Source organism: Paenibacillus sp. BT-177 (assembly GCF_025846815.2).
Lineage (GTDB): Bacteria > Bacillota > Bacilli > Paenibacillales > Paenibacillaceae > Paenibacillus > Paenibacillus polymyxa_C.
In genome coordinates this window covers 187,185-203,250 of sequence record NZ_JAOYTP010000008.1, presented here as the reverse complement: position 1 = coordinate 203,250, position 16,066 = coordinate 187,185, and the positions used below count along the sequence as shown (strand labels likewise).

Annotated in this window: 1 protein-coding gene; it reads left to right on the top strand. The window is 53.3% G+C overall.

What is annotated here, in order from left to right:
- Positions 1-15,891 (top strand): amino acid adenylation domain-containing protein (locus tag OIU26_RS20850; protein ID WP_436449182.1); only part of this gene is annotated, 15,891 nt, incomplete at its 5' end.
- Positions 15,892-16,066 lie beyond the last annotated feature (175 nt).

The following is a 16,066-nucleotide window of genomic DNA, read 5'->3' as shown; positions in this document are numbered from 1 at the left end:
GAACAGCTGGATCAGGTGGCGTATGCGTCCATTCCAGTAACGGAAGAGCGTAGCTTCTATCCACTATCCTCGGCGCAAAAACGACTGTATGTGCTGCATCAGTTCGATCCGCAGGATGTGAACTACAACATGCCGTCGGTGCTGCAAGTGAGCGGTCCGCTGGACGTGAAACGAGTGGAACATGTATTCCGTCAACTGATCGCCCGCCATGCGACGTTGCGTACCCGTTTTGAGCTGGTGGACAATGAGCCGATGCAATGGATCAAGGACACCGTGCCATTCGAGGTGGAATATACGAAGATACAGGCAGAAGATGTGATTACGGATACAGATCAGGACACAACTACAGATAGGTACACAAGGGTCAACATAGAGGCGCAACAGCTGGTGCGGCGCTTTGTCCGTCCGTTTGATCTCAACGCTGCGCCGCTGCTGCGAGTAGGCTTGGTGGATCTGGGCGTTCAAGGAGTAGAACAGGAATCCCAACATCTGCTTATGCTCGATATGCACCATATCGTCTCAGATGGGGTGTCCCTGGAGGTCCTGACTGATGAGTTTGTCCGTTTGTATGGCGGTGAAGAGCTGGCGCCATTGCGGATTCAGTACAAAGATTATGCCGTATGGCAGCAAAGCGAAGCCCATCAGGAATGGATGCAGCGTCAGGAAGCGTACTGGCTGAACACCTTCCGAGGGGAACTGCCTGTGCTGGATCTTTCTACGGACTTTGCCCGCCCAGCGGTACAGAGTACGGCAGGGGATACGATCGAATTTGTACTGGAGCGTGAGGTTAGTGAACGCCTGAAAGAACTGGCTGCCCAGACCGGCTCTACCCTGTATATGGTGTTGTTGGCGGCGTACACCACGCTCCTACACAAATACACAGGTCAAGAGGACATGGTTGTCGGTACGCCGATTGCCGGACGACCGCATGCCGAACTGGAGAGTCTGGTCGGTGTATTCATTAACACACTGGCGATTCGTAATTATCCGTGTGGCGACAAATCGTTCCTGGATTATCTGCAGGAGGTCAAGGAGCAGGCACTTAATGCTTATGAGCATCAGGACTATCCTTTTGAAGAGCTGGTTGAAAAACTGAATGTAGCGCGGGATACGAGCCGGAATGCGCTGTTTGACACGATGTTTGAGCTGAAAACAATGGAGCAGCAGGATTTCGAGCTGGAAGGGCTGACCTTGAGCTCCTATCCACTGGACAATCAAACGGCCAAGTTTGATCTGAGCTTGGAGACGATAGAGCAGCCGGAAGGCATTCTGTGCAGTCTGGAATACAGCACAGCGCTGTACAAGCGGGAGACCATCACACGATTGGCACAGCATTTTGCGGAAATCGTTCGAGCGATTGCCTATCATCCGCAGCAGCCACTGGCAGTTTTGAATATGGTAACCGATGAGGAACAAGAGCAACTCATCTACGGTTTTGGAGAAGTGGGCGTAACGGATGTTGCTGCGGTTGGAGTAGGAGCCCTGTTCCATACCTATGTGGAAGAACAGGCCCAGCTTATACCAGATCATGTGGCGGTGGTATACGAGGAGCAACAGCTTACGTACCGGAAACTGAACGAGCGTGCGAACCAATTGGCGCGCAGACTAAGAAATGAAGGTATCGGACGCGAGTCGATTGTCGGCATTTGGAGTGAGCGCTCGGTAGACATGCTGGTCGGCGTACTGGCAGTATGGAAGGCTGGAGGCGCATATGTGCCGCTGGATGCGGATTATCCGTCCGAACGCATTCGTTTCATGCTGGAGGACAGTGGTGCGACGGTGCTGCTAACGCAAACCGGTTTGCAGGAGCAAGCAAAGGCATGGCTCGAAGAAAGCCGACAGGCCTTGGCCGGAGGGCAGACTGAGAGTGAGCTGGAGACGGCGGTTAGCGTTGAAACGATGGAAAGAGACAACCTGAATAAAGGTTTGAGCTTGAAATCAGATTCGAAGTCTGACAGCGAAGCAGCATCTGAATCGGCAACAAAGCTGTGTCTGCGTACTGTATTGGCATTGGACGATGAGTCACTGTACATCGGAGATACGACAGACGTCGATCACATCAATGAACCGCACGATCTGGCGTATGTGATCTATACATCCGGAACAACCGGACGTCCGAAGGGCGTCATGATTGAGCATCGCAGCTTGGTGAATACAGCTGTGGCATATCGCCGGGAGTACCGTTTGAACCAGTTCCCAGTACGACTGCTGCAACTGGCCAGCTTCTCCTTCGACGTGTTCGTCGGGGATATTGCGCGGACGCTTTATAACGGCGGCACGATGGTCATCTGTCCGAAAGACGACCGACTTGATTTTAGCCGTCTGCACGGTTGGATTCGTGATTATCAGATTACCGTGTTCGAATCGACTCCGGCCCTGATCGTACCGTTTATGCAGCATGTGCATGAACAGGGGCTGGACATGAGCAGTCTGGAGCTGCTGATCACCAGCTCAGACAGTTGCAATGTGGCGGATTACCGGGTGCTGCAAGAACGGTTTGGCGCGGAGATCCGCATCATGAACAGCTATGGCGTCACGGAAGCGGCGATTGACTCCAGCTTCTACGACGAAGAACTGTCGAAGCTGCCAAGTAGCGGTCATGTGCCAATTGGTCAGGCATGGCTGAACGCACGCTTTTACATCGTGGACAGCCAGCTAAATCCGGTGCCGATCGGTGTACTGGGCGAACTGTGCATCGGCGGAGCCGGGGTCGCACGGGGGTACCTAAACCGTGCGGACCTGACGGCGGAAAAATTCGTAGCGAACCCATACGTACCGGGCGAACGACTGTACCGCACAGGCGATTTGGCGCGGTGGATGCCGGACGGCAATGTAGACTTTATCGGCCGAATGGATGATCAGGTCAAAATCCGGGGCTTCCGGATTGAACTGGGCGAGGTGGAAGCGCAGCTGCTGACTGTGAATGGCATTGAGAAAGCCATCGTCACCGCCCGGGAAAACGAAAACGGAGACAAAGATCTGTGCGCGTATGTCGTAGCCTCGGAGGTGCTGAATTTGCCGGAGCTGCGCAGCACACTCCAGCCCAAACTGCCGGGCTATATGATCCCGACGTATGTCGTACCACTGGATCAATTCCCGCTGACACCAAACGGGAAAATTGACCGCAAAGCGTTGCCAGCACCGGAAGCGAGCCTCGAAGGAGGCACGGAGTACGTAGCGCCGCGCACACCGCTGGAAGAACAATTGGTACGTATTTGGCAAAGCGTTCTGAATCATCAGCGGGTAGGCGTCAAGGATAACTTCTTTGAAGTGGGAGGACATTCACTGCGTGCCACCACCCTGATGGCGAAAATCCATCAGGAGCTGAATCACAAGCTGGCCTTGCGAGATATTTTCCAATATCCGACAATTGAACAACTGGTACAGGTGATGGGTGAAGATCAGACCCAGCAAACGTATGTATCCATACCTGTGGCGGAGGAGCGCGACTATTATCCCGTTTCCTCGGCGCAAAAACGGATGTACGTGCTGAGTCATCTGGAAGGTGGAGAGGTGAGCTACAACATGCCAGGAGCTTTGATTATCGAAGGTTCCTTGGATAAAAAGCGACTGGAGCAAGCCTTCCGCCAGCTCATCGCCCGTCATGAAACCTTGCGAACCCGATTCGAGATGATCGATGGCGAGGTGATTCAGCGGATTGAATCTAACGTCCCATTCAGCGTGGAGTATGTGCAGGCAAGCGAAGAAGAGACACCGCAGTACGCACAGGACTTTGTACGTGCCTTTGATCTCGCACAAGCCCCGTTGCTGCGGGTTCAGCTGATCGAAAACGGACCGGGGCGTCACGTTATGCTCTATGACATGCACCATATTATTTCGGATGGCGTCACGGAAGGAATTATCGTGCAGGAGTTCTCTCAATTGTACGAAGGCAAGGAGCTCCCGCCACTGCGTATTCAGTACAAGGACTATGCCGTTTGGCAGCATGCAGATATGCAAAGTGAACGTCTTCGTGCGCAAGAAAGCTATTGGCTGAACACCATGTCTGGTGAAATTCCGGTACTGGATATGCCAACGGATTTTACAAGACCCGCCGTACAGCGTCTGGAAGGAACTCGATTTGAGTTTGCGATCTGCATGGAGGACAGCGAGCAGTTGAAGCAGCTGGCCGCGCAAACCGGATCCACCTTGTACATGGTGTTGCTTGCAGCGTATAGCACACTCTTGCATAAATACACGGGTCAAGAGGACATCATCGTCGGCACGCCGATTGCCGGAAGACCACATGCGGAGCTCAGTAGCCTAGTAGGCGTATTCCTGAACACGCTGGCGATTCGCAATTATCCGTCTGGTGATAAAACGTTCTTGGACTACTTGCAAGAGGTCAAAGAGCATGCGCTCAGTGCGTATGAGCACCAGGAATATCCGTTTGAAGAGCTGGTTGAAAAGCTGAATGTAACGCGGGATACGAGCCGGAATGCGCTGTTTGATACGATGTTTGAATTGAAAACATTTGAGCAGCAGGAGTTCGAGCTGGAAGGGCTGACCTTTAAGCCGTATCCGACGGACGATCATACGTCCAAATTTGATTTGACCTTGGATGCTGTAGAGCAGCCAGAAGGCATTCTGTGCAGTCTGGAATACAGCACGGCGCTGTACAAACCTGAGACCATCGCGCGCTTTGCACAGCATTTTACTGAACTCGTACGAGCCATTACACTGCATCCAAAGCAGCCACTGGCCGCTTTGGATATGGTAACTGTCGAGGAAAAAGCACAAATCCTCTATGGTTTTGGAGATGTAGGCGTATCAGATGTTACTGCGGTTGAAGCAGAAGCCTTATTCCATGTCTTTGTGGAAGAACAGGCACAGCTTGTACCAGATCACGTGGCGGTGGTGTACGAGGAGCAACAGCTTACGTACCGGAAACTGAACGAGCGTGCGAACCAACTGGCGCGTAGATTGCGAAATGAAGGTATCGGACGCGAATCGATTGTCGGCATTTGGAGTGAACGCTCGGTAGACATGCTGGTCGGCGTTTTGGCGGTATGGAAGGCTGGAGGCGCATATGTGCCGCTGGATGCAGACTATCCGTCCGAACGCATTCGTTTCATGCTGGAGGATAGCGGCGCGACGGTGCTGCTGACCCAAACGGGATTGCAGGAGCGCGCACAAGCATGGCTGAGTGAAAGCCAAGGGGCTCTGGACGATGGAAAAGCTAAGGGTGAACTGGAGACGGCGATTAGCGCTGAAATGATGGAATCAGGTGCTCTTCATGGAAACCAAAATGGAACTGCAGATTCGAAGTCTGACAGCGAAGCAGCATCCCAATCCGTAGCGAACTTGCGTCTGCATACCGTACTGGCGCTGGACGATGAGTCGCTGTATACCGGGGATACGACGGATGTTGAACTGATCAATGAACCGCACGATCTGGCGTATGTGATTTACACCTCTGGCACAACCGGACATCCGAAGGGCGTCATGATCGAACATCGCAGCCTGGTAAATACGGCTGCGGCGTATCGCCGGGATTACCGTCTGAACCAGTTCCCGGTACGACTGCTGCAACTGGCCAGCTTCTCCTTCGACGTGTTCGTCGGTGATATTGCACGGACGCTCTATAACGGCGGCACGATGGTCATCTGTCCGAAAGACGACCGGATTGATCCAAGCCGTCTGTACGGATGGATTCGCGATTACCAGATTACCGTGTTCGAATCGACCCCGGCCCTGATCGTACCGTTTATGCAGCATGTGCATGAACAGGGCCTTGACATGAGCAGTCTGGAACTGCTGATCACCAGCTCAGACAGCTGCAGCGTGACGGACTACCGGGTGCTGCAAGAACGGTTTGGTGCGGATATCCGCATCATCAACAGCTATGGTGTCACGGAAGCGGCAATTGACTCGAGCTTCTACGACGAAGATTTGTCGAAGCTGCCAAGCAGCGGGAATGTGCCGATTGGTCAGGTCTGGCTGAACGCCCGCTTCTACATCGTGGACAGTCAGCTGAATCCGGTGCCGATCGGTGTACTGGGCGAACTGTGCATCGGCGGCATCGGGGTCGCACGGGGCTACCTGAACCGTGCGGACCTGACCGCCGAGAAATTCGTAGCGAACCCGTACGTACCGGGTGAACGACTATATCGCACAGGTGACTTGGCGCGGTGGATGCCGGACGGCAATGTGGACTTTATTGGCCGGATGGACTATCAAGTCAAAATCCGGGGCTACCGGATTGAGCTGGGCGAGATTGAAACGGCGATCCAGCGGGTGCCAGGTGTGCGTCAAGCCGTAGTCATCGACCGGACGGACGAGCGTGGACACAAGTATTTGTGTGGATACATTACGGGAGAAATCGAGGTGCAGATCGAGGAAGTGCAGGCAGAGCTGGAAGCCGGACTGCCAGCGCACATGGTGCCTGCACGTCTGATGCGGCTGGAGACGATCCCACTGACCCGCAACGGCAAAATCGACCGCAAGGCCTTGCCAGAACCGGAAGGCAGCATCCATACGGGAGCAGCTTATGTGGCCCCGCGTACGAAGGTGGAGCAAGTACTGGCTGCGGTATGGGCCGGAGTGCTCGGCGTAGAAGCGGTAGGCACGCAGGATAACTTCTTCGAGCTGGGCGGCGATTCGATCAAAGCCCTGCAAGTCTCGTCCCGCTTGCTGCAAGCAGGTTATCGACTGGAGATGAAAGATCTGTTCAGTCATCCGACGGTGTCTGCCTTGGCGCTGAAAGTCCAATCGGTGACAAGATTGGCAGATCAGAGCCAAGTGGTGGGCACTGTGAAGCTGACACCTGTTCAGCATTGGTTCTTTGAGCAGAACCTGACGGATGCTCATCATCATAACCAGTCCATTATGCTGCATAGCCAGGACGGTTTTGATGAAGTGGCCCTGCGCACAGCGATGGACCACATCGTTAGCCATCACGATGCGCTGCGGATCGTTTTCCGTTCTACCGAGCACGGGTATGAAGCTTGGAACCGCGCGGTGGGTGAGGGCGAGCTGTATACGCTGGAACATATAGACTTCAGCTATGAGATTGAAGTGTCTGCGGCGATCGGGGCCAAAGTAAATGAAATTCAGGCGGGCATTCATTTAAGCGAAGGACCGCTGGTGAAGCTGGGGCTGTTTCATTGCCCCGATGGAGATCATTTGCTAATGGCTATTCATCACTTAGTGGTGGATACCGTATCCTGGCGCATTTTGTTCGAGGATCTTACGACAGCCTATGAACAGGCATTGCACGGACAAGCGGCTCGTCTTCCGCACAAAACGGATTCGTTCCGTAACTGGGCTGAGGCACAGTCTCACTATGCGAACGGTCCAGAAATGGCAGCAGAGCTCGCATTCTGGCAAGAAGTGGAACAGGGAAGGTATGAGCCGCTTCCAAAAGACCAGCCACAGTCATCTTCCTTGAATAAAGACAGCGAGCTTATGACAGTCACGTGGACGGCTCAGGAAACGGAGCAGTTGTTAAAACAGGCGCATCGTGCCTACAACACGGATATGAATGATTTGCTACTGACCGCACTCGGCATGGCTATTCATCGCTGGGCGGGGATTGAACGCGTACTCGTCAACCTGGAAGGCCATGGACGGGAATCCATTTTGCCAGAGCTGGATATTACGCGCACGGTAGGCTGGTTTACGAGTCAATTCCCGGTTGTGCTGGATATGAGCGCAGGACAAGATCTTTCACAGCGCATCAAACAGGTGAAAGAAGGGCTCCACCGGATTCCGCAAAAGGGCATTGGCTACGGGATACTGAGATACTTGTCCGCCGCATGCGAGCAAGAGCGTTTTGGAACCGAACCTGAAATTAGCTTTAACTATCTCGGACAATTTGACCAGGATATGCAACATCAATCCATTGGCGTGTCTCCTTACTCTAGCGGTGCCGAGCTTAGCGCATATGCAGCCAGATCGCACACGCTGGATCTGAACGGATTGATTTCGGAAGGTCAATTGCAATTGACGATCAGCTACAGCCATCAGGAATATCGCAGGGAAACGATGGAGCGGCTAGCTGAAGCGCTCAGAACCAGCCTGCAGGAAATCATCACGCATTGCGTAGAACGCAAACAGCAGGAGCTGACGCCAAGCGATGTTATGCTTAAACCTGTAACCTTGGCCGAGCTGGATCAGTTGGTAGCGCGGACTCGTGACATCGGGGAACTGGAAAATGTGTATGCATTGACACCGATGCAAAAAGGGATGTTGTTCCATAGTCTAATGGATGCAGAATCAGGGGCTTATTTTGAACAAACGACCTTTGATTTGCGCGGACGCTTCCAGGCGGATATTTTCCAAGATAGCTTGAATCAACTGGCGCAGCGGCATGAGATCTTTAGAGCCAATTTCATCAGCGGGTGGCAGGATGAGCCCGTACAGGTGATTTTCCGCCATAAAGATGTTGGTTTTAGATGTGAAGATTTGCGTCATTTGGATGATCAGGAACGTGACGCGTATGTGCAGGAATTTATTCGCCAGGACAAGGCAGCTGGATTCGATTTGTCCCGGGATGCGTTGATGCGCGTGGCGATTTTGCGGACAGGTGATGAGGATTATTATTTTGTATGGAGCTCTCATCACATCCTAATGGACGGCTGGTGTGTGGCGTTGGTAACGGATGAGGTGTTTGAGGTTTACTTTGCAGCGATAGAACATAGAGAACCGAAGCTCGCCCCTGTGACTCCATACAGTCAGTATATTGCGTGGCTGGAAGCACAGGATGTAGAAGCAGCGGCCTCATACTGGAAGGAATATTTGCTGGGATATGATCAACAAACTTCGATTCCGACCGGAAAAGTAGGCGCGAAAGCGGACGGCGAACAATTTGAGCATGTACTGTGCGACCTAGGTAAGGATTTGACAGGACGCATGGAAATGGTAGCCAAGCAGTATCACGTGACCACCAATACGCTACTGCAAACAGCCTGGGGTTTACTGCTTCAAAAGTACAAGGGTAGTAACGACGCCGTCTTTGGCGGTGTAGTATCGGGTCGCCCGGCAGATATTTCAGGGATCGAAAATATGGTGGGCTTGTTCATTAACACCATTCCAGTACGTATCCGCAGTGGAGCTGAAGACATCTTTGCCGACCTGATTAGAGCGAATCAGCAGCAGGCGCTGGCTTCTCAAGATTACGAAACGTATCCGCTGTATGAAATTCAAGCCTTGACCGAGCAAAAGCAAGAGCTGATCCAGCACATTATCGTGTTTGAAAACTATCCGGTGGAGGAGCAGGTCGAACAGCTTGGCGAAGGTGCGGAATCGGATTTTGTCATCAGCAATGCAGGGATGATTGAACAAACCAACTATGATTTCAATCTGGTCGTCATGCCGCAGGAAGCGATGAAAATCCGATTCGAATACAATGCGAAGTTATATGATCGGGAAGCGGTGGAACGGACGCAGGGTCATTTAATACAGCTGCTGGAGCAGGTGGTAGCGCAGCCGGACATTCAAGTGCAGGAGCTGGATGTGTTAAGCGAGCAGGAACGCGAGCAAATTCTCCGTGTATGGGGAGATACAGCTGCTGAGTATCCAAGCAAGCAAACGATTCATGGCTTGTTCGAAGCACAAGCCGTGCAGACACCGGAACAGCCAGCATTGTACTTCGAAGGAGTGCAGTTGACCTATCGCGAGCTGAATGAACGTGCGAATCGTCTGGCTCGTACCTTGCGCAGTCAAGGCGTGACGAAGGATCGGCTGGTGGGTCTGATGACCGAGCGTTCGGTAGACTTGATTGTGGGTATGTTAGGCATTTTGAAAGCTGGGGGCGCATATGTTCCAATCGATCCGACATATCCAGAGGAGCGTATCCGCTACATGCTGGACGACTCGGGAGCAGAGTTGTTGTTGACACAAAGCCATCTGGTAGACAAGGTATCTTTCAATGGAAACGTGCTGGTGCTGAGTGGGGCACCGAGTGTGTATCACGAGGATGGCTCCAATCTGGAGCCGTTGTCCGGTCCGAACGATCTAACGTATGTGATTTATACGTCGGGTACGACGGGGCAGCCGAAGGGTGTCATGGTAGAGCATCGCAATGTTGTGCGTTTGGTGAAAAATACAAACTACGCGCAGTTGGATGCTGACACGCGCATTTTGCAGACAGGCGCGATTGTTTTCGACGCATCCACCTTCGAAATTTGGGGAGCTCTATTAAACGGTGGACAGCTTGTGTTAGTGAGTCAGGATGTCATTTTGGACGCGCTCAAGCTTAAGGAAGCTGTCCGCAGTCATGGCATTACCACGATGTTTCTGACCACACCGCTCTTTAACCAGCTGTCCCAGCAGAATCTGGCGCTGTTCGCGGGGGTACGGGAGCTACTGGTTGGTGGTGATGTGATGTCCGTACCACATATGAACCGGGTGCTGGAGGCCCATCCGTCCCTGCGAATCAGTAACATCTATGGCCCTACTGAAAATACGACCTTTTCCACAGTACACGCGATCACCGGTGTACAATCGGAATCGGTGCCAATTGGCAGACCAATCCATAATTCGACAGCGTATGTTGTGGACCGTTCGATGCGGCTTCAGCCCGTGGGGGTATGGGGTGAACTACTGGTAGGCGGTGACGGGGTAGCACGTGGTTACCGCAACCGTCCGGACCTGACATCCGAAAAGTTCATCGACAGCCCGTTCCGTAGCGGAGAACGCTGCTATCGCACAGGCGACATGGTACGCTTAAATGCGGATGGTTCGCTGGAATATAAGGGGCGGATCGATGCGCAGGTGAAAATTCGGGGCTACCGGATCGAACTGGGCGAGGTAGAAACGCAGCTGCTGAAGCTGGAGGCAGTGCGAGAAGCTGTGGTCATCGCACGGGAAGATGAGCAAGGGCAAAAGCAGCTCTGCGCTTATGTGGTCGCCGATGAGGAAGTTGTCGCAAGTGAGCTACGCAGCGCTTTGAGCCAGAAGCTGCCGGGTTACATGATCCCTTCCTATGTGGTACAGCTGGAACAAATGCCGCTGACACCGAACGGTAAAATCGACCGCAAGGCCCTGCCAGCACCAGAGGGTAGCCTGCAAATTGGAGGCGACTATGTTGCACCTCGGACATGGGTGGAAGTGAAGCTGGCGCAAATCTGGCAGGATGTACTGGGTCTCACTCAGGTCGGCGTGAAGGAAAACTTCTTCGAGATTGGCGGGCACTCACTACGGGCGACGACACTGGCCTCGAAGATTCACAAAGAGCTGAACAAGCCACTTCCACTGCGCAGTATTTTTGAAGCACCAACGATTGAGCAACTGGCCGTTGCACTGGAACAGCTGGATCAAGTGACGTATGCCTCTATTCCGGTAACGGAAGAGCGCAGCTTCTATCCACTGTCCTCGGCGCAAAAACGACTGTATGTGCTGCATCAGTTCGATCCGTATGATGTGAACTACAACATGCCGTCGGTGCTGCAAGTGAGCGGTCCGCTGGATGTGAAGCGAGTGGAACATGCATTCCGTCAACTGATCACCCGTCATGCATCCTTGCGTACCCGCTTTGACCTGATCGACAGTGAGCCGATGCAATGGATTGAGGACACCGTGCCGTTCGAAGTGGAATATACGAAGGTACAAGCAGAGGGTGCGACTACGGATACAGACACAAGGGTCGGCAAGGAAGTGGATGAGCTGGTGAGTCGCTTTGTCCGTCCGTTTGATCTCAAAGCTGCACCGCTGCTGCGAGTAGGTTTGGTGGATCTGGGCGTTCAGGGAGTAGAGCAGGAATCCCAACATCTACTTATGCTCGATATGCACCACATCATCTCGGATGGGGTGTCGATGGGGGTACTGACTAATGAATTTGTCCGCTTGTACGACGGGGAAGAGCTGGCGCCACTGCGAATACAGTACAAGGATTATGCCGTATGGCAGCAAAGCGAAGCCCATCAGGAATGGATGCAGCGTCAGGAAGCCTACTGGCTCGACACCTTCCGGGGTGAACTGCCTGTACTGGATTTACCGACAGATTTTGCCCGTCCGGCGGTGCGTAGTACAGCAGGCGATACCGTGGTGTTCGGACTGGAACGCGAAGTGAGCGAACGTCTGAAGGAACTGGCGGCGCACACCGGCTCTACACTGTATATGGTGTTGCTGGCGGCGTATACCGCCCTCTTGCACCAATACAGCGGCCAGGAGGACATCGTCGTCGGCACGCCGATTGCCGGACGACCGCATGCGGATTTGGAGCCGATCCTCGGCATGTTCGTCGGTACGTTGGCACTGCGAAACTATCCGACAGCGGAACATACCTTCCGCAGCTACGTGGAAGAAGTGAAGGTTCGCGCCCTGCAAGCCTACGAGCATCAGGACTATCCATTTGAGGAGCTGGTGGAAAAGCTGAATGTGAAGCGGGATATGAGCCGCCATCCGCTATTCGATACGATGTTTACCCTGCAAACGACCGAGGAGGGCGAACTGCAACTGGCAGACCTGAGCTTCCGTCCGTACGGCCTGGAACAAACGCCAGCGAAGTTTGATCTGACGCTGGAAGCCAGAGAGGAAGAGGCAGGCATCCAGTTCGGATTGCAGTATGCAACCGCGTTGTATCAACGGGAAACCGTTGAACGGATGACACGTCACTTTATTCGCTTGGCCGAAGCCGTCGCGGCGAACCCGGATGCGAAGCTGGGTGAGCTGGAGCTCATTACGACTGAAGAAACCGAGCAGATTCTGAAGGTATTCAATGATCCGAATGCGCATAGCGTACGCGGAACACTGCAAGGGCTGTCGCTCAGCGAACGTTTTGAAGAGCAAGCGAAGAACCATCCTGAGCGGATAGCCGTGGTGTCTGGGGATATGGCGCTAACCTACGCTGAGCTGAATGAGCAGGCGAACCAATTGGCTCGTGTGCTACGGGCGAAAGGGGTTGAAGCAGATCAACCAGTAGGCGTACTGCTGGAACGTTCTGCGGATCTTCTGGTGAGCATTTTGGCGGTACTGAAGGCCGGAGGCGCGTATGTGCCAATGGATACGATGTATCCGCAGGAACGGATCGACTATATGCTTCAAGACAGTGGGGCGAAGGTTGTAATCACAAGCAGAGCCGCCAACCTGTCACTTCAACTGCCATCGACAGTACAAGCTATCGTTCTTGACGATGAGGACGTACAGGCTCAATTGGGAGCACAGGATGCGAGCAACCTGATCCCTGTCGCCGGCCTGTACAACCTGGCCTATATGATTTACACGTCAGGTACAACCGGTCAGCCGAAAGGGGTCATGATCGAGCAGGGCAGTGTCAGCAATCTGGTAGATGCTTTATACGAGCGCGTATACAGCCGGTATGATCAGCCGCTTCACATCGCATGGCTGTCGGCCTTTGTATTTGACGCTTCGGTGAAGCAAATCTTTGCCAGCTTGCTCTTAGGCCACACCTTGCATGTGGTGTCCCGTGACGTCAGCCTGAGCGGGGAGCATTTGATTGCGTACTACCGCACACACCGGATTGATTTGTCGGACGGCACACCTGCGCATCTGCATATTTTGAACGAAAGTGTCAGCGTGACTGAAGCGCCGGATGTGAAGCATTACCTGATCGGGGGCGAAGCCTTATCCGTGCAGCTGGTAGATGTGTTCCTACACAAATGGTCCGGGTATCGTCCGGTCATTACGAACGTGTATGGTCCGACGGAAACGACGGTAGATGCGACGGCTTATACGATTGAAGATGTAGAGTCCCTGCATGTACTGCTGGAAAAAGGGGAGCATACGGTATCCATTGGAACGCCGATAGCGAACCAGGCAGTATATATCCTGAACAACCAGCAACAGCTGGTGCCGATTGGTATCGCGGGTGAGCTCTATATCGGAGGTGCAGGTATCGCACGAGGATACCTCAACCTGCCGGAACTGACGGCTGAGAAGTTTGTTCCGAATCCGTTTGCTAATGCGACAGCCGCTGATCAAGCGGACAGCACTTACGCAAACCGGATGTACCGAACGGGCGATCTGGCACGGTGGCTGCCGGATGGCAGTATCGAGTATTTAGGTCGGATCGACCATCAGGTGAAAATTCGGGGGTATCGGATTGAGCTGAGCGAGGTGGAAGCACAACTGCTGACCGTGGACGGCATTCGGAAAGCCGTAGTCACAGCATGGGAAAACGAGGACGGACACAAGGATCTGTGTGCCTATATCGTTGCTTCGGAGTCGCTGAGTCTACCAGAACTGCGGAATGCGCTGCAGCCGAAGCTGCCGGATTACATGATCCCGACGTACGTGGTACAGCTGGATCGTTTCCCGCTGACGCCAAACGGGAAAATTGACCGGAAGGCATTGCCAGCACCGGAAGCACGCCTTGAAGGAGGCCTGGAGTACGTGGCACCGCGGACGCCACTGGAGGCCAAGCTAGCCCAAATCTGGCAGGATGTCTTGAAGCTGTCCAGCGTAGGCGTCACCGACTCATTCTTCGATGTGGGGGGGCATTCCCTGCGGGCAACGTCGCTGGTGGCCAAAATCCATCAGGAACTGGACAGCCGAATGACACTGCGTGAGGTGTTCCAGCACTTTACGATTGAGCAGCAAGCCCAGCTCATCGTAACGCACGGGACAGATGCCTATACGGTGATCCCTGCCGCGACGAAACAAGCCTACTACCCTGCTTCCTCGGCTCAAAAACGACTGTACATTTTGAGTCATTTGGAAGGTGGAGATGTCAGCTACAATATGCCGGGTGTATTAGTAGTGGAGGGGCCGCTGGAGGCCGATCGACTGGAGGATGCGTTCTGTCAGTTAGTAGCCCGTCATGAAACGCTACGAACTTCCTTTGAAATGGTGGACGGTGAGGTCGTTCAGCGGGTTTACGATCAAGTGGAGTTTGTCGTAGAACGCCTGCAGGCCAGTGAGTCCGAAGCGGAAGTGTATATCGAGTCCTTTGTACGCAGCTTCGATCTTCGGCAGGCACCGCTGCTGCGTGTCCGTCTTATTCAAACCGGACCCGAGCGCCATCTCCTGATGTACGACATGCACCATATTATTTCAGACGGGGTATCGTCTAACAATATCGTGCAGGAGCTGGGACAACTGTACGAGGGACAGGCCTTGGAGCCGCTGCCAATTCAGTACAAGGACTATGCGGTGTGGCAGCAGCAGGAAATGCAGCGTGAGTCCTACCAGCGCCGGGAACAGTTCTGGCTGGAGCATTTAGCCGGGGAATTACCGGTACTGGATCTGCCGATTGCTTATCCTAGACCTGCTGTTCGCAGCTTCGAGGGGGCAATGTATGAGTTTACCGTGGCCCCGAATGTATCCGAGCAGTTGCACCGGATAGCGGCACAGACTGGAAGCACATTGTATATGGTGCTATTGAGCGCCTACACCGTCCTGCTGTCCAAATACAGCGGTCAGGACGATTTGATCATCGGTACGCCGGTAGCAGGCCGCTTGCTGCCTGAACTGGAGCCGCTGATCGGCATGTTCGTCAATACACTAGCCATCCGGCACCAGCCGCAGGGCAACCAAACGTTCCACAACTACTTGCTGGAAGCCAGAGATCGTACGCTGCAAGCCTTCGAGCATCAGGATTATCCACTGGAAGAGCTGGTGGAAAAGCTGGATGTAGCGCGGGATGCAAGCCGTAATCCGTTGTTTGATACTATGTTTGTACTGGAAAATACGGAGTCGCAGGAAGCGCAACTTGAAACACTATCCTTTAGTCCTTATGTTAAGGAACACAGGACCTCCAAATTCGATTTGACCTTGTCTATGAGTGATGAAGACGGGCAGATCAAGGGTTCCTTTGAATATTGCACAAAGCTGTTTGGCGCAGATGCTATTGAACGATTAACCGGAGATTTGATAGCAATCCTGTCACAGGTTGGAGCCAATCCAAATCTGCTATTAAGCGATATTCAGGTGAATTCGGACGAGCAGCCAGAAGGCTTCTCGCCGGATTCCATCGACTTTATGTTCTAGATCAGTTTTCAGTTTTCTAAAAAAAATGATTTCACTTTGCAGGCAAGGGCAGCGGCTCCGTCCGATGGCCCTTGCCTGAAATATTTTTCCTGATATAACAACGATCCGTTCTTATTTCGTCGCTCTCTCAAATTGCTTTACTCGGTACAATAACTGTCTCCTATACACTGACATG